At 32.1% G+C, this 20,801-nt stretch carries 20 protein-coding genes; 11 read left to right on the forward strand and 9 right to left on the reverse strand.

The genetic code is table 11. The features are described from left to right. Window position 1: 1 nt before the first annotated feature. The 6 genes from HYN56_RS18450 (at window position 2) to HYN56_RS18475 (ending at window position 6,542) form a co-directional block, all read left to right on the forward strand. A complete protein-coding gene (locus HYN56_RS18450) occupies window positions 2–1,657 on the forward strand; it encodes a M56 family metallopeptidase (protein ID WP_109193519.1) in 1,656 nt (551 codons plus the stop codon). Window positions 1,658–1,678: 21 nt separating this feature from the next. Further along, the gene (locus tag HYN56_RS18455; protein WP_109193520.1) at window positions 1,679–2,047 is read left to right on the forward strand and encodes a BlaI/MecI/CopY family transcriptional regulator; all 369 of its coding nucleotides are present in this window, start codon (window positions 1,679–1,681) and stop codon (window positions 2,045–2,047) included. A gap of 10 nt (window positions 2,048–2,057) precedes the next feature. Then, on the forward strand, window positions 2,058–3,890 hold the full coding sequence (locus HYN56_RS18460) for a M56 family metallopeptidase (RefSeq protein WP_109193521.1): 1,833 nt from the start codon (window positions 2,058–2,060) through the stop codon (window positions 3,888–3,890). 89 nt (window positions 3,891–3,979) lie between these two features. Beyond that, window positions 3,980–5,419, forward strand: a complete 1,440-nt coding sequence (locus tag HYN56_RS18465; RefSeq protein ID WP_109193522.1) for a serine hydrolase — start codon at window positions 3,980–3,982, stop codon at window positions 5,417–5,419. 80 nt (window positions 5,420–5,499) lie between these two features. After that, on the forward strand, window positions 5,500–5,643 hold the full coding sequence (locus HYN56_RS18470; protein WP_057123143.1) for a hypothetical protein: 144 nt from the start codon (window positions 5,500–5,502) through the stop codon (window positions 5,641–5,643). A gap of 53 nt (window positions 5,644–5,696) precedes the next feature. Next, on the forward strand, window positions 5,697–6,542 hold the full coding sequence (locus tag HYN56_RS18475) for an EamA family transporter (RefSeq protein ID WP_109193523.1): 846 nt from the start codon (window positions 5,697–5,699) through the stop codon (window positions 6,540–6,542). 54 nt (window positions 6,543–6,596) lie between these two features. On the opposite strand, the gene HYN56_RS18480 is transcribed toward HYN56_RS18475, so the two are convergent. Then, window positions 6,597–7,151 (reverse strand): fasciclin domain-containing protein, encoded by a 555-nt coding sequence (locus HYN56_RS18480; protein WP_109193524.1) that lies wholly within the window; start codon window positions 7,149–7,151, stop codon window positions 6,597–6,599. Window positions 7,152–7,363: 212 nt separating this feature from the next. Here HYN56_RS18480 and HYN56_RS18485 point away from each other — a divergent pair, with 212 nt between their 5' ends. After that, window positions 7,364–7,903 (forward strand): ExbD/TolR family protein, encoded by a 540-nt coding sequence (locus tag HYN56_RS18485; RefSeq protein WP_109193525.1) that lies wholly within the window; start codon window positions 7,364–7,366, stop codon window positions 7,901–7,903. A 13-nt stretch (window positions 7,904–7,916) separates the two neighbouring features. After that, window positions 7,917–8,447 carry an ExbD/TolR family protein gene (locus tag HYN56_RS18490; RefSeq protein WP_109193526.1) on the forward strand — a complete coding sequence of 177 codons (531 nt, stop codon included), beginning with the start codon at window positions 7,917–7,919 and terminating at the stop codon, window positions 8,445–8,447. Window positions 8,448–8,578: 131 nt separating this feature from the next. On the opposite strand, the gene rpsA is transcribed toward HYN56_RS18490, so the two are convergent. The 8 genes from rpsA to HYN56_RS18530 form a co-directional block, all read right to left on the reverse strand. Further along, window positions 8,579–10,354 carry a 30S ribosomal protein S1 gene (gene rpsA, locus HYN56_RS18495; protein WP_109193527.1) on the reverse strand — a complete coding sequence of 592 codons (1,776 nt, stop codon included), beginning with the start codon at window positions 10,352–10,354 and terminating at the stop codon, window positions 8,579–8,581. 407 nt (window positions 10,355–10,761) lie between these two features. Beyond that, window positions 10,762–11,088 carry a helix-turn-helix domain-containing protein gene (locus tag HYN56_RS18500; RefSeq protein ID WP_109193528.1) on the reverse strand — a complete coding sequence of 109 codons (327 nt, stop codon included), beginning with the start codon at window positions 11,086–11,088 and terminating at the stop codon, window positions 10,762–10,764. 2 nt (window positions 11,089–11,090) lie between these two features. After that, a complete protein-coding gene (locus HYN56_RS18505) occupies window positions 11,091–11,429 on the reverse strand; it encodes a type II toxin-antitoxin system RelE/ParE family toxin (RefSeq protein WP_109193529.1) in 339 nt (112 codons plus the stop codon). A 121-nt stretch (window positions 11,430–11,550) separates the two neighbouring features. Beyond that, a complete protein-coding gene (locus tag HYN56_RS18510; RefSeq protein ID WP_109193530.1) occupies window positions 11,551–12,927 on the reverse strand; it encodes a nucleoside permease in 1,377 nt (458 codons plus the stop codon). Window positions 12,928–12,994: 67 nt separating this feature from the next. Continuing rightward, window positions 12,995–13,687, reverse strand: coding sequence for a (d)CMP kinase (gene cmk, locus HYN56_RS18515; protein WP_109193531.1), 693 nt, complete (start codon window positions 13,685–13,687; stop codon window positions 12,995–12,997). 277 nt (window positions 13,688–13,964) lie between these two features. Continuing rightward, complete coding sequence (gene porQ, locus HYN56_RS18520; protein ID WP_109193532.1) at window positions 13,965–14,984, reverse strand: type IX secretion system protein PorQ; 1,020 nt, start codon at window positions 14,982–14,984, stop codon at window positions 13,965–13,967. Window positions 14,985–15,155: 171 nt separating this feature from the next. Further along, window positions 15,156–17,609: an endopeptidase La gene (gene lon, locus HYN56_RS18525; protein ID WP_109193533.1), complete on the reverse strand. Its 2,454-nt coding sequence runs from the start codon at window positions 17,607–17,609 to the stop codon at window positions 15,156–15,158. A 200-nt stretch (window positions 17,610–17,809) separates the two neighbouring features. Further along, entirely contained in the window at window positions 17,810–18,406 is a 597-nt protein-coding gene (locus HYN56_RS18530; RefSeq protein WP_109193534.1) for a hypothetical protein, read from the reverse strand. A gap of 242 nt (window positions 18,407–18,648) precedes the next feature. Here HYN56_RS18530 and HYN56_RS18535 point away from each other — a divergent pair, with 242 nt between their 5' ends. From HYN56_RS18535 to HYN56_RS18545, 3 genes are read left to right on the forward strand one after another with little or no spacing between them, the layout of a single operon-like run. Continuing rightward, complete coding sequence (locus HYN56_RS18535) at window positions 18,649–19,203, forward strand: RNA polymerase sigma factor (protein ID WP_109193535.1); 555 nt, start codon at window positions 18,649–18,651, stop codon at window positions 19,201–19,203. A 14-nt stretch (window positions 19,204–19,217) separates the two neighbouring features. Further along, on the forward strand, window positions 19,218–19,757 hold the full coding sequence (locus HYN56_RS18540) for an anti-sigma factor (protein ID WP_109193536.1): 540 nt from the start codon (window positions 19,218–19,220) through the stop codon (window positions 19,755–19,757). Beyond that, the gene (locus tag HYN56_RS18545; protein WP_109193537.1) at window positions 19,741–20,799 is read left to right on the forward strand and encodes a DUF4097 family beta strand repeat-containing protein; all 1,059 of its coding nucleotides are present in this window, start codon (window positions 19,741–19,743) and stop codon (window positions 20,797–20,799) included. Before HYN56_RS18540 ends, HYN56_RS18545 begins: the two co-directional genes overlap by 17 nt. Window positions 20,800–20,801 lie beyond the last annotated feature (2 nt).

The following is a 20,801-nucleotide window of genomic DNA, read 5'->3' on the forward strand; positions in this document are numbered from 1 at the left end:
TATGGAAGCAATTTTCATTTATATCGCCAAATCAGCTGTTTTAATGCTTTTATTTTATTGCGTTTACTTTTTTTTATTGCGCAGGGAAACATTTTTTAACAGCAACAGATGGTTCTTGCTGTCTGGTTTGATTATCTCATCAATTTTGCCATTATTAAGTTATACAAAGATTGTGTGGATTGATGCAACTCAAAACTTAAATACGAACATTGAATCGGCTTTATTATCTATTCCGGAAAAACAAAATTCAGACATCAATTGGAATTATGTGATTCTGGCATTTTACGGAATTGGCCTTCTAATTTTTCTTTTAAAATTAGCAATTGATTTTTATAGCTTAAATGCTATCATAAAAGGAAAAAAAGTAAAACAGCAAGCAGATTTTAAATTCATAGATACTCAGGAAAACATTGCGCCTTTCTCTTATTTTGAGTATATCGTTTACAACTCATCATTGTACACAGCTACTGAATTAGAGAATATTATCGAACACGAAAAAGTTCACAGCGATCAAAACCATACTGTAGATGTATTAGTTTCAAGGTTTTTCAGCATCATCTTCTGGTTTAACCCAATAGTTTGGCTTTATAAAAAAGCAATAACTCAAAATCTGGAATTTATAGCAGATAGTGAAGCTTCTAAAAAATTATCAGACAAAAAAGCGTATCAATACACGCTTTTAAAAATAACGGCACACGAAAATTGTGTTGCAATCACCAATCATTTTTATCAATCATTAATCAAAAAACGAATCGTCATGTTAAACAAAAATCAATCAAAAAAGAGGAATTCCTGGAAGTATTATGTAGTAATTCCAGCACTTGCAGCTTTTGTTTTATTATTTCAAATTGAAGTAATAGCTAAAGAAAAACAACAAACGGTAAAGGTTTCAGGGGAAGGTAAATCTGTCGAAGTTTACAAAATCAGTAAAAACTCAACAGATGCAGAGTTAAAAGAAATTAAAGACAAATTAAAATCAATTCATAACATTGATTTTGAAGTTTCTGACATTAAGAGAGATGCTAAAAACAACTTAACTTCGATCAAAGTTGATATTAAAAACGGAAGTCAGCAAACACAATCTATTCAAACTTCGACAGGTGATGTAATTCAGGATTTTGGCGTAATTGTAATCACTGACAAAGAAGGAAAGAAGAAAGTGGGTATTCAAACTTCTGAAGAAGGAAAAGCTAAAGGTTCTAAAGTTGCTGTGAGCAAAAGAATCACCACTTTGAATCTGGAAAAAGATGATTCTGATGCATCTGAAAATTCAAATATCATTATTACTAACAACCAAAACTCTAAAACCAATACCAATGTTAACATTAATTCTTTTACTAGTACAAAAACTGACTCTGATACTAATACAAATATTAGTACTGTTGTAACTACAGACAAAAACAATACTGTTACAACTAAAATAATTACTAAAAAAGATGGTTCTACAATTGCCATTTCCAATTCAACAAAAGGGAAAGTCAAATTAGGAAATCAATTAATTATTGTTGACGGAGAAGAAATGCCTGAGAATTTCGATGTTGAAACTCTGAATGCTAAAGATATTGAAACAATGAGAATCTTCAAAGGAACTGAAGCAATCACAAGATATGGTGATAAAGGGAATAATGGAGTTATTGAAATTCAGACTCGCAAATAAACGATTTAAAAAACTTTCAAAATGCAAAAACTAACCAATAAAGAAGAAGAAATCATGCACATTTTATGGAAGCTTAAAAAAGCTTTTGTAAAAGAAATTCAGGCAGAGATTTTAGAAGATCAGCCGCATTACAATACTTTGTCTACCATAGTTCGTAATCTGGAAGAGAAAGGTTATGTTGCGCACAATGCTTTTGGTAATACACATCAATATTATCCGGCAGTAAGCATAGAAGATTACCGAAAAGGTTTTATGAGTACTGCTATTGACAACTATTTTAACAGCTCTTACAAAAGCATGGTTTCTTTTTTTGCTAAAGAAGAAAAAATTTCAGCAGACGAACTAAGAGAAATTTTGGCTATGATCGAAAATCCAAAAGAAAACAAATAACCTCAATAGTATGGAAGCACTTTTCATTTTTATTCTAAAGTCAAGCGGATTGTTGACAATGTTTTATTTTGCTTACATTTCATTACTGCGAAAAGAAACTTTTTTTAACAGCAGCCGATGGTTTTTAATTGCAGGATTAATAACGGCTGTAGTATTGCCATTTGTTGTGTATACTAAAATTATATGGATTCAGCCGCCTCCTGTTCAGAATCCGGATCCTGTTATTACAGAACAAACGATTAATAGTATTCCTGCTGAAACAAGTAATATTATTTCGTATGAACCTCAATATACTCCAATTGTTACGGAAGAAAAGAGTATCGAAATAGACTGGAATCTAGTTTTAATTGCCGTTTATGGCATTGGTTTTACTGCTTTCATGTTCAAATTTGCACTTGATTTCTACAGTTTGAATTCTGTTCTAAAAGGAAAAAAAGTTGAGCAACAGGAAGATTTTAAGTTTATAGATGTAAATGAAAATATAGCTCCGTTTTCTTATTTCGATTACATAGTGTACAACTCATCACTTTACACTTCAGCCGAATTAGAAAGTATTTTAGAACACGAAAAAGTACACAGCGACCAGAAACATACTATAGATGTTTTAATCTCAAGGATTTTCTGTATTCTATTTTGGTTTAACCCAATAGTATGGCTATACAAAAAGGCAATTTTACAGAATCTTGAATTTATAGCAGACAGTGAAGCTTCTAAGAAAATTGCTGACAAGAAAGCTTATCAATACACGCTTTTAAAAATCACAACACACGAGACTTGTGTTGCAATCACCAATCATTTTTATCAATCATTAATCAAAAAACGAATTGTTATGTTAAACAAAAATCAATCAAACAAAAGGAATTACTGGAAATACTGTGCAGTAGTTCCTGCTCTCGGAGCATTTATTCTTTTATTTCAAATCAAAACCATTGCGCAGGAAAAGAAAGATAATCTAGCTCTTGTTCAAAAAGATACCGTTAAAGACGTAAAAGAAGTTATTAAAATTACTAAAAACACTACAGATCAGGAATTAAAAGACATTACAACAAAACTAAAAACAGATCATAATCTGGAAGTTGAAGTGTCAGATGTAAAAAGAAATTCTGATAAAGAACTAACAGCAATTCAAATTCAGTCAAAATCGGAATCCGGCAAAAAACAAACCATCAAAATTGATGGAAACAAAGCCATAAAAGATTGCGATTTTGTTGTAGAAAGTGATGCAAATGGTTCAAAAACTGTAAATATTATTAGTAATAGTATACCAAGACCTCCGGTAATGGTAAAAAATGAAAGAGTTATAATTCGCAACTATGGAGATTCGGATGTTACGCCTCCAACTCCACCAACACCTCCTGTTTTTCCATCTGGGCCACTACCTGCAGCACCAGCAGTAGACATGTCAAAAATGCCTAAACCTCCTGTTGCGCCAAAAAATCCTTCAGATAAGGTAGCTATGAAAAAGTTCGAAAAAGAAATGGAGGAATTTGAAAAGAAAATGGAAAAATTTCAGCCAAACATAGATGCAATGTCTGCTTATAGTGATGCTGTCAGCGAAATAATGTCCAAGCGTGAAGCAATTTTTGAAAAAGAAATGGAAAAGTACGAACTTGCAATGGAACAGTTCAACGAAAAAATGGGGAAATTCAATTACAATTTCAAGTTCAATTTCGGAGATAATGCAGGCGATTATGAAAAAGACATGAAGCAATATGAGCAAGATATGAAACAATATGAACTTGACATGAAACAACATGCTAAAGATATGAAGCAACACGCCAAAGATATGAAACAGCATGAAAAAGACATGAAAGCTATGGAAAAAGAAAACAAAAAAGCTTAAGATACTTTATTCAAAATTGAAAAACCAGTGCCCAAAAAACACTGGTTTTTCTATATAAAACATTTGTCAAATCTTTAAAATAACAGAAAATGAAACTTAAACTAAAGTTTCCGCTTCTTTTTCCGCTTCTTTGGTTTTCTGTTTTTGCACAGCAAAAAAATACTGAAAAAGACATTTTTGTAGCCATGGACAAAACGGCTTCAATTTTAATGAATAAATCAAAAGCAAATTCAATTTCGATTGGAGTTGTCAAAAATGGTAAAACCTACACACGTCATTATGGTGAAATTGATAAAGGAAAAGAAAATCCTGCGACCAACACCACTGTTTTTGAAGTAGCCTCTATCACTAAATTATTTACTGGACTACTGGCAGCCCAAGCTGTATTGGAAGGAAAATTGAATCCGGATGATGATATTCGAAAATATTTAACGGGTTCGTATCCTAATTTGCAATACAACGGAACTCCTATTACTATTAAAGATCTGGTTTCTTTCAGAACAGGTTTTGCTACCGATCTTCCTAATACTGAAGAATTAAGAAAAAAACGTAATGACAGCAGTTATCTGGCTTTTAAAAAGGTAGATGAAACTTATACACGTGAAAATTTCTTTGGGGATCTTAAAACAATAAAATTGGACACTTTACCGGGGACCAAATTTAAATATAGTAACGGAAGTCTTAATCTGACTGCACATATTTTAGAAAATGTATATCACAAAAGTTATGAAACACTTTTAAATGAAAACATATTTTCTAAGTTAGATATGAAATCAACAGGAATTAATCTTGATTCAGGTATTGTAATCGCTAACGGATATAACTTAAAAGGAGTCTTAATGCCAAAGATTTCAGATAACCTTTGGGGAGCAGCAGGAAGACTAAAAACTACTTTAAGTGATCTTACTAAATTTATTGCATATGAACTAAATACAAAGAATAAAATTGTGCAGGAGTCACAAAGGAATCTTTTAAACAGTTCTACTACCTGGAACGGATATTTTTGGGATTATATTCAGGTAGATGAAAATGGAAAAAACTACTGGAAACATGGCGGAGCATTTGGCACTCAAAACATGCTGGTAATTTACCCTGAAAAACAATTAGGTTTTTCAATTATTGTAAACATTAGCGACGAAAATACTGCCAATGCTTTAGGTGAAGCTGTTATAAAACTTTCAAGTGATTTGTTAAATGACAATAAGAAACAATCTGGTATTTATGGATATAAAATAGTAAATGAAAACATTATTTTTAGATATGAGCATGACAAAACATTAGATCCGGAATTAGTAAAAAGTGTTTCAATAGCAGGATCATTTGATAACTGGAATCCAAATGATGTAAATTTTCAGATGGTAAGAAAGAATGAAAATACTTTCGAACTAACAATTCCTAAATCTCAACTGGAAAAGAATAAAACACATTTATTTAAATTCGTCATAAATAAAACAGGTTGGATGGAAGCACCTAAAAATGCTATCAACAGAGAAACAGATGGCGATCAGAACCTCATTCTTAAAATCTAAATTTTATCTTATTTTGACCTCAAAAGACTTTGTTTCAAACACAAAGTCTTTTTTTATATCTTTGCGCAAACAGATCTACTATGTATAAATTCCTGGCCAAACTCAATAAAATATTGCTGCCCAGTTTTACTAAACAAGGATTAGATATTTCTAAAGCCAAAAAATGGCAGATGGCAATAATTGGATACCGCGCTTATGTAACTAAACGTGCATTAGGCAATTAATACAGATTATCTTTAGTTTATTAAGCAGAAAAAATCTTTTCTGCCAGTGATTTATGAAAAACAGAGAAATAAACCTCCCTCCCGTTCCTGCAGTATTATTAGCAATTATTAGTGTTCAGTGTGGTGCTGCAATTGCAAAAACATTATTTCCGGCAATTGGTGCTGCAGGTACTGCTTCTATGCGTATTGGCATTTCAGCTTTACTTTTATTATTGGCTTACAGACCAAATTTAAAGGCCATTACGCCTGCACAATGGAAAATTGTAATTCCTTATGGCTTGTCTTTAGGTGCCATGAATTTGATATTTTATTTGGCAATAGAAAGAATTCCAATTGGACTGGCTGTTACACTTGAATTTGTAGGGCCTTTGTTATTGGCGATTGCAGGTTCAAAACGTCTCATAGATTATTGCTGGGTTCTGCTTGCTGCAATCGGGATATTATTGATTGCTCCGTGGACAAATGATCGTTTAAATCCTTTTGGAATTTTGTTTGCTCTTTTAGCTGGTGGGTTTTGGGCGGCCTATATAGTCTTAGGAGGTAAAATATCCAAAATTATGAATGGCGGACAAGCAGTTTCAACCGGAATGTTGTTTGCAGCTATATTAATTCTTCCTTTTGGTTTTCTGGAAAATGGATTAACAAATCTGACTCCAAAGTTCTTTGGTATGGGGGTGGCTTTGGCACTTTTATCCAGTGCAATTCCGTTTACTTTAGAAATGAAAGCTTTAGGGCAACTTCCTCCACGAACATTTAGCATTTTAATGAGTCTGGAACCTGCTGCAGCTTCTGTTTGCGCTTTTATCTTTCTACAGGAAAAATTAAATTTTTATGAAATTTTGGCTGTCGTTTGCGTAATAATTGCATCTACAGGAAGTACTTTGACCGCTAAAAGATAAAAGCTCAGAAAGAATCCTGAGCTTTTAAAAGTGTTAGCTTTGTTTTTGATATAATTATTTCTTTGGCATTAGCACAGCGTCAACTACATGAATAACTCCATTGGACTGATTAACGTCTGCAATTGTTACTTTCGATTTATTTCCTTTTTCGTCTGTGATGTACAAGTCCTTACCTTCCATCCAGGCTGTTAACGTACCTCCATTTACTGCTTTTATAGTGGCTTTACCTTTTCCTGCTTTTATCGCTTTTGCAATATCTGCACTACTCCATTTTCCTGCAACAACATGATAAGTCAAAATGTTTTGAAGCATTTTTTTATTTTCGGGTTTTAGTAATGTTTCAACTGTTCCTTTTGGCAATTTATCAAAAGCTTCATTTGTTGGTGCAAAAACTGTAAATGGACCTTTCCCTTTTAAAGTTTCAGCTAAATCTGCCGCTTTTACCGCTGCAACCAATGTGGTATGATCTTTTGAATTAACAGCATTTTCAATAATATTTTTATTCGGATACATGGCTGCTCCACCCACCATTACCGTTTTTTGAGCGAATGATGTAAATCCGAATGCCAAAGCTAAAATTACTGTAGCTAAAATTTTTGTAGTTTTCATAATTAATTTTTTTAAGTTATAAAGTCATTTACGGCGATATAATTGTTTTGGTTTTGCGAAAAATTAAAAGATTGAAAAATAACATTGAAAAAATTGCAATATCTATTGAAAAACAAAGGTTTAATCTTTAAAATTATTTTTGATTATTTTAAAGAAGCAACTGAATTTTGCATTCTTTTTATTATTAAATTTAGATTCAAAACCTATTCACCATGAAAAACCTACCTCAAAAAGTACGAAGTAAAAAACTTAGTTCGCGAGTTGATTTAACAGCAATGGTCAGCGTTTCTTTTTTGCTGATAATATTTTTTATGGTTGCAACCGAATTACGAAAACCAAATGTTGTTGATTTGAGTTTGCCAGAAAAATATAATGATGAAGCATACCGTCACGTTATCACATGTGGCAACGTAGATGTAAATCGCATCATAACCGTTTTATTAGACGATAATAATAAAATAATTACGTATTCAGGTCTCTTCTTTAGTCCTATAAAAGAGCCAACAAAAGTAGGTTATGACAATGATGGTATCCGTAAAATATTGTTAGAAAGAAGTAATTTAATTCGAGAATACTCCGCTGCAATAGGAAGGCCAAAATACGGTCCCATCGTAATTATAAAACCAAGCAAAAAAAGTAATTTCAAAAATTTAGTTGATATTTTAGATGAAATGGCTATTGGAAAAATTGATACTTATGCGATCGTAAATGATTTTACTGAAGAAGAATCTAAATTATTAGCTTCAAATTAAATAATTAATCTTTATGAAAAACCTACCTCAAAAAGTACGAAGTAAAAAACTTAGTTCACGTGTTGATTTAACTGCAATGGTCAGTGTTTCTTTTCTGCTAATTATATTTTTTATGTTGGTTGGAGAATTATCGAAGTCAAAGATTATGGAGTTTGGAAGGCCGGATTGTATCGATGAAGATCAACGTCGAGGATGCTATATGACAGACGAGAATCGAAACATGACAATACTTTTAGATGACAATGACAGAATTATTACTTATACAGGATTATTATTTGTTCCCATTGATTCACCAAAAGAAGTAGGATATGGGAAAAACGGAATTAGAAAAAAAATATTTGAAAGAAATAAAAAAGTATTAGAATATTCTGCTCAGTTAGGCAAGCCAAATAACGGACTTATAGTTGTTATTAAACCAAGTAAAAAATCTAACTACGGGAATTTAGTTGAAATTTTAGACGAAATGAAAATTGCTGGAATTAACACTTATTCTGTTGTTGATGATTTTACTCCGGAAGAAGCTAAATTACTTGCTTCTAATTAAATTCAGCATGAAAATTTCCCGACTTCTCTCGAATGGACAGACTTGACTTGAACCAAATAAAACCTAAAATTATTTAATATAAAAAAGTCCCACATCACTGTGGGACTTTCTATTTATAAAAAAGCTAAGAATTATTTTTTCTCAGTTTTTTCCATTTTAGCTTTTAAAGCAGCTAATACATCATTGTTGTCACCTAAAGTCGCAGCTGGTGCGTTTGTAGATGCAGATGTAGTAGTTTCAGCAGCAGCTTTCACGTTTTTCTCTTCTTCTTCACGGAAGATAGCAGTGTGAGAAGCAACTACTCTTTTGAATTCTTTGTTGAACTCGATTACTTTGAAATCAGCAGTATCGCCTTTTTTCAATTTCTTTCCGTCTTCTTTTTCAAGGTGACGAGTAGGAATGAAAGCAACGATATCATCTCCGAATTCTACAGTAGCCCCTTTGTCAACGATTTCAGAAATCTCTCCATTGTGGATAGTTCCTACAGCGAAAGAATCTTCGTATTGATCCCAAGGATTAGCAGTAGTTTGTTTGTGACCTAAAGATAATTTACGTCCTTCAACATCTAATTCTAATACAACAACATCAAGTTTTTCACCAACATTTACAAACTCAGATGGGTGTTTAATTTTCTTAGTCCAAGAAAGGTCAGAAATGTAGATTAATCCATCAATTCCTTCTTCTAATTCTACGAAAATACCAAAGTTTGTGAAGTTTCTAACGATACCTGTATGTTTAGAACCTACTGGGTATTTAGAAGTAATGTCAGTCCATGGATCTTGAGTCAATTGTTTGATACCTAATGACATCTTACGATCATCTCTGTCAAGAGTTAAGATAACTGCTTCAACAACATCTCCAACTTTCACGAAGTCCTGAGCAGAACGTAAGTGAGTTGACCATGACATTTCAGAAACGTGGATTAAACCTTCAACACCTTCAGCAACTTCGATAAATGCACCGTAATCAGCGATTACAACTACTTTACCTTTTACTTTATCACCAACAGTTAAGTTAGCATCTAAAGCATCCCATGGGTGAGCGTTTAATTGTTTCAATCCTAATTGAATTCTTGTTTTCTCATCATCGAAATCAAGGATTACAACGTTTAATTTTTGGTCTAATTCAAGAACTTCACTTGGGTGGTTGATTCTGCTCCAAGAAAGGTCAGTAATGTGAATTAATCCGTCAACACCACCTAAGTCAATGAACACACCATAAGAAGTAATGTTTTTAACAACACCTTCTAATACTTGTCCTTTTTGTAATTGACCGATGATCTCTTTTTTCTGTACTTCAATATCAGCCTCGATAAGCGCTTTATGAGATACAACAACGTTTTTGAATTCGTGGTTGATTTTTACCACTTTGAATTCCATCATTTTGTTTACATATACATCGTAGTCTCTAATTGGCTTAACGTCAATTTGAGATCCTGGTAAGAACGCCTCGATACCGAATACGTCAACGATCATACCTCCTTTAGTTCTACATTTAACAAAACCGTTAACGATTTCTCCAGTTTCATTAGCTGCAATAACTCTATCCCAAGATTTGATAGTACGTGCTTTTCTGTGAGATAATACTAATTGACCTGTTTTATCCTCACGGATGTCGATTAATACTTCTACTTTGTCACCTACTTTTAAATTTGGGTTGTAACGAAATTCGTTTAAAGAAATAACACCTTCAGATTTAGCATTGATATCAACGATAACGTCTCTATCTGTAATTCTAACTACAACTCCTTCAACTACTTCTTCTTGATCTGTAGCGATGAAAGTTTTTGATACTAGTTCCTCAAACTCTTGCAAGTTTTTCTCATCTACTGCATCGATTCCTTCTTGGAAATTGTGCCAGTTAAAATTTGCTAAAAACTCTTCTTGTGATTTTGTTTGTTCAGACATGCTGATAAAAAAATTTGTATTCTGTTTTTCTCGAGTTTCTCTATGCGATAGAAAATACAGAAGTTGTTTTACATAAATGGTTGATTCCTAATGGAAACTCTTCTCTACCAAAAGGTCTGCAAAATTACTACAAATATTTGGAATTACAAAATATTTTCAGACTGATTATCAGTGATTTTGTTAAGGAGCAGAAGATTTTAGGTTTTTTAAGACGTTCAGTCCCGCTATCCGTTACAATCTTTTGTACCGAACGCCGGCACAAAAGGATTTCCACTTCTATCGGGGCTAGATTAGAACGTTTTGTTTTCATAAGAACCTAGAAAAGCGAAACCCAACAGGTTTTAGAAACCTACTGGGTTTACTATATCCAACTATCTTTGCAAAAGTTTAAAACTTTGACAAAGATTTTATGACACTTGCAAACTTTGATTTTCAATTTTTACATTAAAACTTATTTCTGCCTTTAATGCTTTAAAAACTTTTATAACCGTATCTATTGTTGCGCTATTGGCACTACTTTCCAGTTTTGAAATTTGTGATTTTTTCACACCAACCAATTCACCTAATTGGTTTTGGGTCAGATTTCTTTCTTTTCTAGCAGTTTTAATCATCCTTCCTAATAACTCCATACTAAGTTCGTATTCATATTGATCTCTTTCAGGAGTTCCAATTTTCCCAATAACTTCATCTTTCATTTCAGAAAGCGAATACATCTTTATTTCTTTCTTTGCCATAACTAATATATTTTATTTTCAAAATATTTCATTCTAATTTTATTAGCTTTTTCAATTTCACTTCCAGCCACTTTATCAATCTTTTTTATCAAACCATGAGTTGCAATAACCAAAGTTTTCTTGTTATTAGTTTTGTCCCAAAATTCTAAAAGTCGAATTTGAACTATCGTATACCTAATTCTAAATTCCCAAATGTCATCACTAAGCTTCTTAAATAATCTAGGATCTTGTTTCTTTTCTGCTAAATCAATATGATATAAAATTTTCTCACTAATCTTTGCATCCAATTTTAATATAAATTCCCGCGCTTCTTCTAAAAATTTAGTTTCAAAATATTTCATTCAATTTATACATAACAAAAATACCACAAAGTTTCTATAAATAGAAACTTTGTGGTATTTTTTAATTTTAATTTGTCTTACTTCTTCAACCTCCTAACGTCGAAAAAGATCAAATATTATTTTAATGACTTAAATTCTCAATCTCCTTCGGGTCATGTTTGTGTTTAAATAAAACAGCAAAAGCAATTGCAATCACTAATGCATAAGCCGCAAACGACAACCAGATCGTATGCCAGTCTTTCATTAAAACCGGATTTGAAAAGATTCCATCTGCAGAAATGGAATTTCCTTGTCCTTTTACAAATTCTATCATTTTCTCATTTCCAGCATCAGTTTGTAAAAATCCAGCTAATTCACTGCTATTTACAAACGATTTTGTAAAGAAACGATCAATTGCCCAGCCAGAAGTCAAACTTCCTAAGACTGCTCCTACTCCATTTGTCATCATCATAAACAATCCTTGCGCCGAAGAACGAATTTTAGAATCTGTATTGCTTTCTACAAATAACGAACCCGAAATATTAAAGAAATCAAATGCCATTCCGTATACAATACATGACAAAATAATCATCCATAAACCACCAACAGGATCTCCAAAAGCAAACAATCCAAAACGAAGAACCCAAGCCAGCATACTAATCAGCATAACTTGTTTGATTCCGAAACGTCTTAAGAAAAACGGAATTGCTAATATAAATAACGTCTCAGAAACCTGAGAAATTGACATAATAATAGTCGAATATTTAATCACAAAAGAATCTGCATATTTTGGAAAATGTTTGAACTCATCTAAGAAAACATCTCCATAAGCATTTGTTAACTGAAGCGCTCCTCCTAAAAACATAGAAAAAACAAAAAACAAAGCCATTTTGTAATTTCCAAACAACTTAAACGACTCTAATCCTAAAGTCTCAATCCAGGTTGCATTTTCTTTAATCAAGCGCTGTGGCTCACATTTTGGCAACGTAAAAGCATATAGTCCTAAAATTAAAGCTCCGGCTCCGGCAATATAAAACTGATATTCTGTTGCTTTACTCCCACTTAAATTAGTAATCCACATGGCAACAATAAAACCAATAGTTCCCCAAACACGGATTGGCGGAAAATCTTTTACAATATTTTTATTGTTTAATTTTAACGAAGTATAAGAAATAGAATTACTTAAAGCGATTGTTGGCATATAGCAGCACATTGCTAAAAGCATTACTATAATAAAAGTATCAGGAGTTGAAACTTGAGCTATTCCAAATAAAACAGCTGCATAAAGAATATGAAGAACACCGTACAGTTTTTCAGCATTTACCCATCTGTCGGCAATAATACCTGTAAGTGTAGGCATAAAAAGAGAAGCGATTCCCATGGTTCCAAAAACTAGTCCAAATTGAGTTCCTTCCCAGTTTTTTGTACCAAACCAATAATTTCCAATTGTTATAAGCCAGGCTCCCCAAACAAAAAATTGTAGAAAGCTCATTAAAATCAATCTGTTTTTAATACCCATATAATAAATTTGTCTTTAGTAAAAATGAAGCGGTAAAACTACCATTAAAAATAATATTTGCAAAAAATTATGCTGTTTTAACAACATCATTCACCAATTCCAAAACGGCAGCAAACTGTTCTTCTCTATTTAAGTAAGAATTATCTATTTCAATAGCATCTTCTGCAATAACTAACGGAGAGTCTTCTCTAGTTGAATCTAAATTATCTCTTTCCACTACATTTTTAAGGACTTCTTCATAAGACACATTATCACCTTTTGCTTGTAATTCATCAAAACGTCTTTGTGCGCGGGTTTCAGCGCTGGCAGTCATAAATATTTTAAGTTCGGCATTTGGAAAAACTACAGTACCAATATCTCTTCCGTCCATAACAATGCCTTTGTTTTTTCCCATTTCTTGTTGTTGTTCTACTAATTTTGAACGAACTTCGGAAACAGCCGCTACTTTGCTCACAAAATTAGAAACTTCAATTGTTCTAATTTGTTTCTCTACATTTTCACCATTCAAATACATTTCGGCAAAACCTAATTCAGAATTAAATTTAAATTCCAGCTGAATTTTTGGCAATGCATTAATCAAAGCGTCTTTATCAAAAAAGTCAGATCCAATTAAATTATTCTGCATAGCAAAAAAAGCTACAGCTCTATACATAGCTCCTGTATCTACATATACATATTCCAATTCTTTTGCCAATTGTTTTGCTAAGGTACTTTTACCTGTTGATGAAAATCCATCGATAGCAATAGTAATTTTTTTCAATTTTTTATTTTTAAATGTTTACTCTTATTCAGATTTTCAATACAAACAATAAAGGATTTTATCGTTGTATTACTACTGCAAATGTAGCCATCTTTCTTTTATATCTTACATTATATTATTAAGGAAGATATTTTCTGTATCTAAAAAATAAAACCTTAATACTAAATATTCAACCTATTGAAATTTCAAATTAACTTTAAAGAAAAAAAACTTTTTACTATCTAAAAAACACTTAAGTACTAGATAATAAAAAGTTTATGTCTGTATTTATTTTTTACTACTGAAAATTTATAATTAGACCAAAAAGACTTGTGTTAGCTGCTAATGTATATCTGGAATATGAATAGTTAAATTTCAGCTTATTTAATTTTAGTCCAAAACCTAATGAAACTCCCGAAAAATTGCGTTGTTCATCAACCCGTAATTCTTCTCCTCTTCTAAAATTATAACCTACACGTAAATTAAATGCTCTTTTAGGGAAAAGTTCTACACCAAAAGCAACGTGTCTAAGCGCGTTATTAAAAAATGAAACTTTTTCCGGATTCGTAGAACCATCTATATTGGTTTCTCCCCGATTAGGATTAGAAAAAGAAATATTCCATTGTTGCAGATTTTCTAAGGTAAGATGCCAACGAATTGGCACATGTTCTAATTCCTGTGAAATTCCGGCAACGATTTCAAATGGTAAGTTTTCTTTTATTCCGGAGTACGTGGTAAATTGTGTCCCAATGTTTCGAAATACCAAAGCAAAATTGATATCATTTCTTTCGTCTACATATAAAGCCCCTAAATCAACCGCTCCTCCAATAGAATTGTAACTTTCTAATGAAGATGTAATTAGCTTAGCATTTGCACCAATAAAAAGATTTGTATAAGGAACGTTGTACGCATATCCTACGGTAAGAGCTCCTTCACTTCCTGTAAAGTTAGAGGTTGCCTGTCCGTTTTCATCATAACCTTCAAAAGAACCATAATTGACATAGCTTACACCCGCGTAAAAAGTCTGCAAATGTCTGTCATAAGTGTAAGCGTATGAAGCTGTTCCATAAGATGCTTCCCCGTAATAACTCCCGTAATTTATTGCAAGATGATTATCCATATCCGCATTTATAAGAGCCGGATTAGACATAGCCTGATTAACGTCTTCGTCGTATATCGTTATAATATCTCCTCCCAACGCCGCTTGTCTTGGTGAAGTTGTCAAATTTAAAAATTGATAAGTGTAACGTCCTCCGACCTGTCCGAACGAAGCCGTACAAATCAGTAACAAAAAAAATAAAACGATCTGTTTAAACATGTCTGTGGAACGCTCCTATATGGGTATAACGTAAAGCAAAGATAAAATTATATAGCACCAAAAATGAAATTAGAGGCAATAAAAATTCCAATAAAAAAAATCCAAATTCCATTCTATTTACTTAGAGTTGGAATTTGGAATTTAAAAAAAATTGGAATTTAAAACCAAAGTTTATTTCAGTGTTTTTGCGTTTTTAACACTTTGATCTGTCAAAGCTATTGCTAAAACCTCACTCATTTCCTTTACATAATGAAAAGAAAGTCCTTCTAAATACTCCGCTTTAATTTCATCGATATCGCTTTTGTTTTCGTGACAAAGGATAATTTCTTTGATTCCTGCTCTTTTAGCAGCTAAGATTTTTTCTTTGATTCCGCCAACAGGCAAAACTTTTCCACGTAAAGTGATTTCCCCTGTCATAGCAAGGCTTTTCTTCACCTTTTTCTGAGTCAAAAGAGAAACTAAAGAGGTCAGCATTGCAATACCGGCACTTGGTCCGTCTTTTGGAGTAGCTCCTTCAGGAACATGCAGATGGATATTATATTTTTGAAAAATCTCAGTACTTAAACCTAATTTCTTAGCGTTAGCTTTAATATATTCTAAAGCAATAGTTGCGGATTCTTTCATTACAGTTCCAAGGTTTCCTGTAATGGTCAAAGCTCCTTTTCCTTCTGAAATCAGGGATTCGATAAACAAAATATCACCACCAACACTGGTCCAGGCTAAACCTGTCACCACACCTGCTACATCATTATTTTCATATTTATCACGCTCTAATCTTGGAACACCCAAAATAGCTACAATATCTTCATCTGTAACTTTTTTATTGTATTCTTCTTCCATAGCAACAGATTTTGCAGCATTTCTGATTACCTGTGCAATTTTAGTTTCCAGATTACGAACACCGGATTCTCTTGTATAACCTTCAACGATTTTTTCTAATTGTTTTTTACCAATTGTCAAATCTTTTGCTGTTAATCCGTGGGCTTCTAATTGTTTTGGAAAAAGATGTCTTTTTGCAATCTCCACTTTTTCTTCAATAGTATAACCTGACATCTTGATCACTTCCATTCTGTCACGTAAAGCAGGCTGAATAGCTGCCATATTATTGGAAGTCGCAATAAACATTACTTTTGATAAATCGTATCCCATTTCAAGGAAATTATCATAAAAAGCACTGTTTTGTTCCGGATCTAAAACCTCTAATAAAGCTGAAGATGGATCACCACTATTTCCGCTTGATAATTTATCAATTTCGTCTAAAATAAATACCGGATTTGAAGTTCCAGCTTTTTTCAAACTCTGGATAATTCTTCCTGGCATTGCTCCAATGTAGGTTTTTCTATGTCCGCGAATTTCTGCTTCATCGCGTAATCCACCCAATGAAATACGAACATATTCACGTCCTAAAGCTTCAGCTACTGAACGTCCGATAGAAGTTTTACCAACTCCAGGAGGCCCTGTTAAACAAATAATCGGAGATTTCATATCATTTCGCAATTTTAAAACTGCCAAATGTTCAATCATTCTTTTTTTCACTTCTTCTAATCCAAAGTGATCTTTATCTAAAACTTTCTGTGCAAATTTCAGGTCGAATTTATCTTTAGAGTATTCGCCCCAAGGCAATTCTAAAAACAACTCTAGATAATTTCTTTGAATTCCAAAATCAGGAGACTGAGGATTCATACGACGCATTTTTGACAATTCTTTTTCGAAATGTTTTTGCGTTTTTTCATCCCATTTTTTTGTTTTGGCTTTTAAGCCCATTTCGTCCATCTCCTCTTCCTGAGAAACACCACCCAATTCTTCCTGAATGGTTTTCATTTGCTGATGAAGGAAATATTCACGTTGTTGCTGATCTAAATCGAAACGAACTTTTGACTGAATGTCATTCTTCAGTTCTAATTTCTGAAGTTCAACATTCATATAACGCAACGTTTCTAAAGCACGTTCTTTTAAGCCATTTATCGACAAAAGACCTTGTTTTTCTTTTACAGATAAATTCATATTAGAAGAAACAAAATTGATCAAAAACGACTGGCTTTCAATATTTTTAATGGCAAAAGTCGCTTCAGAAGGAATATTTGGACTTTCTTTAATAATCTGAATCGCTAGTTCTTTTACAGAATCTAAAATAGCTGTAAATTCAGAATCATTCTCATCTGGACGTTCTTCTGCAACTTCTTTGATAGTTGCTGTCATGTATGGTTCTTCGGTAACAACTTCGTCAATTTCAAAACGTTTTTTCCCCTGAAGAATTACAGTGACATTTCCATCAGGCATCTTTAAAACACGTAAAATACGAGCTACGGTTCCTATTTTATGAATATCATCTTTTGATGGATCTTCGTCTTCTTCATTGATTTGAGATACAACACCGATGATTTTACCTCCGGCATTAGCATCATTAATCAGTTTAATAGATTTATCTCTTCCAGCAGAAATTGGTATAACCACTCCAGGAAATAAAACAGTATTACGTAAAGGTAAAATTGGCAGAGAAACAGGAAGCTCTTCATTATTCATTTCTTCTTCGTCTTCCGGAGTTAACAAAGGGATTAATTCTGCTTCTGAATCAAATTCCTGAAGTGACAGATTGTCAATAGTAAGTATTTTATGATTTGACATGATAATATATAAGTCGTTTTGTCATTAAATTTTTAAGTCTGGGTGTAAATAAAGATCTAAAAGCTCAAATTTGCTACAAACTCTTTATTTACAAGACAGGCCATAAAAATAGACAATCATTATGCCAAAACCAAAAAAGACAGCTTGTAAATACTTATAAACTCTTCAAAAGAAGGGAAACATTCAAAATATGTAATTTACTAATCGTACGGAGTATATTTGATATCAAATCTTCCATCTCTAATTTCTGCCGTTTTATTATTGAAACTATCAATGCTATCAAAGAAAAAAGTACCGGAAATTATTAAATTCACTTCATCAATTTTGTTTATTTTCAGCTCGCCGCTGTAGTCTTCAGTTGTTTTAAATGTATAAATGTCAAAGGGGCTGGCACTAGATTTAGGACAGGAATATTCGGCATGAAACAAGCTATTTTTTTCAATTGTAATTGGATAAATTTTACCCTCTTCTATTGGTTTGTCATTATTTAATGATGTTATATAGATATTTTTATGAGTCAATTCGTTTATGGCAAGTATCACCAAATTATAGTCTGACTTAATTTCGCTGCCGATTATTTTCTTTGATTCGTAATATTTTGCTGATAATATGGGCGTTTTGTAGCCAGCACTAAAACCTCCTGAACTTTTAGGCAAAAAAGTCTCTCCATCTGTTTTACATCCGAAAGTATTTTTTCCTTCAGTAGTTATTGAGGGTAGTTTTTGTGTTGTTCCATCATTATCATTTACACAAGACGCCAGAAATAGCAACAGAAATAAAGTAAAAATATTTTTCATAAAAAATTATCTAAAAATTCATTCAAATATATAATTTAAATTCAGGAGTAATTCATTCTTAAATTAAATTTATTAGCTATTTTTTCGAAACAAGATTAAACAAAAAACATTGTCTATCAATTATTTAAAAAGTCATAAATTAGAAAAACGGTAAAAAAACACAGAAAAATTGAAATTATTTTCTGTAAAGTGTAACAAACCCAAATTAGCAAAGTCCTTTATAAAAAACCAAAAGCCATTACTTGAGTCAAAACAACCAAAATATCGAAGAATTAATTGCGCTTTGCAAAAACAACAATCAAAAAGCGCAGTTTGAAATTTACAATCGCTATTGCAAGGCGATGTATAACGTTGCTTATCGTATTGTAAAAGATGAACATTTTGCACAAGACGTCATGCAGGAAGGATTCTTAAAGGCTTTTACAAAAATCAATGACTATAAACAAGAAGTGGCTTTTGGAGCGTGGTTAAAAAAAATAATCATCAATTATAGTATCGATTTTTACAAGAAAAACAATTCTTTTCAAGTTGAAGACATAAGTAAACAACTTTACAAAATCGAAGAAAATGATGGAATTGTTTCTGACAATATCGACTTAAACAATCTGAAAGTAAAACAGGTTCTGGATACTATACTGCAATTAAAAGACAGTTACAGAATGGTTTTGACACTGCTTTACATTGAAGGTTATGATCAGGAAGAAATCTGCGAAATTTTAAGTATTTCTTATGCCAATTGCAGGACAACTCTGAGCAGAGCAAAAGATAGTTTAAGAAAAAGATTGGAAGAAATATAAAATGAATTGGAATTATGAAAAATGAAAAAGACAATTTAGACAAATTATTCAGCAAATTCGAAAATCAATGGGATATTCAGGAGTTAAATCCGGATCATCAAATGGATTTTCTTCAAAAATTAAATCAAAGGGGAAAAACTCCTAAGAAAAAGTATTGGTTTGCAACAGCAATTGCTGCTTCCATTGTCTTAATGATTAGTGTATCACTTTTTTACAAAAACGAAAAGCCAAAAGAATTCAAATTTGCTTCAAAAGAAACTAAACGTACTGATTCTATTTTCAATATCCTGATTGACAATGAACTGGTTAAATTAAAAGAAAAAAGTTCTCCGGAAAACGAACAGATTATTAATGATGCGTTAAATCAAATGAAAACCTTTGACGCAGATTATCAAAAAATCATTAACGAACTACAGAAAAATGGTGAAAACAAGCAGATTATTTATGCTATGATCAGCAATCTGCAAACTAGGATTTCTTTTTTACAAACGGTTCTGCAAAGAATTGAAGACAACGAAAAATTAAAAAACACATCAAATGAGAAAACATTATAACTTACTAATTTTATTCCTTTTAATTCCTTTTCTGGGATTTTCAAATGATGATACTTTTGTTACCAAACAAAAAAACATCAAAAAAACATATATCGTAAACTCAAACGCAGGAATTGACATTGATAACAAATATGGAAATATTTCTGTATCTACGTGGGATGAAGATAAAATTGATTTAGATATTACGATTAAAGTTAACGGTCCAAATGAAAACTGGGTTAACGAACGTTTAAATAGTATTGACGTAGATATTACAGCTCTTAAAAGCCTGGTTTCGGCAGTAACTAATCTTGGTAGTTCTACTTTAAAAAGCAAAGGAAGTAATAACAGCTTTGAAATCAATTATGTTATTAAAATTCCTAAAAACGGCTCTGCAAAACTATTCAATAAATATGGTAATATCTCTACTTTAAACTTAGAAGGAAATTCTAATATAAGTTGTAAATACGGAAAAGTAACGTTAGGCAAACTAAACGGATCCGGTAATCAGATAGAAATTGCTTATTGTCAAAACTCAAGTATTGATTACATCAAAGCAGGAAACATTAATGCGCGATATTCTGGCCTAAAAATTAACAATTCCGGAAATCTAAATTTAAATGCAAGCTACACAGATGTAAATCTTGGAGATGGAGATAATATCAAATATGATTGTAATTACGGAACTTTTAAATTCCAAAAAATAAATTCCTTAAATGGTTCCGGAAACTACTTAACAATTTTTATTGATGAAATTTCGAGCAACTTCACCATGGATACTAATTACAGTAAAATTAGCATTGGAACTCTGAATGAGAAAGCAGGAAATGTAAGTATAAATTCAGGATATACAGATATTTCACTTGGTTACGCTGCTAATTATGCTTTTGATTTTGATATTTCAGCAAGATATTCAAACATTAAGCATGATAATACCTTAGAGATTTCTACTTCTGAAACCAAGAGCAATAGTAAAAGAATTGCTGGTTTTTACAGAAAAAAAGGGCAAAATAAAATTAATATCAATTCAAACTATGGAAACATTTCTTTAGTAAAAAAATAATC

Source organism: Flavobacterium crocinum, assembly GCF_003122385.1.
Lineage (GTDB): Bacteria > Bacteroidota > Bacteroidia > Flavobacteriales > Flavobacteriaceae > Flavobacterium > Flavobacterium crocinum.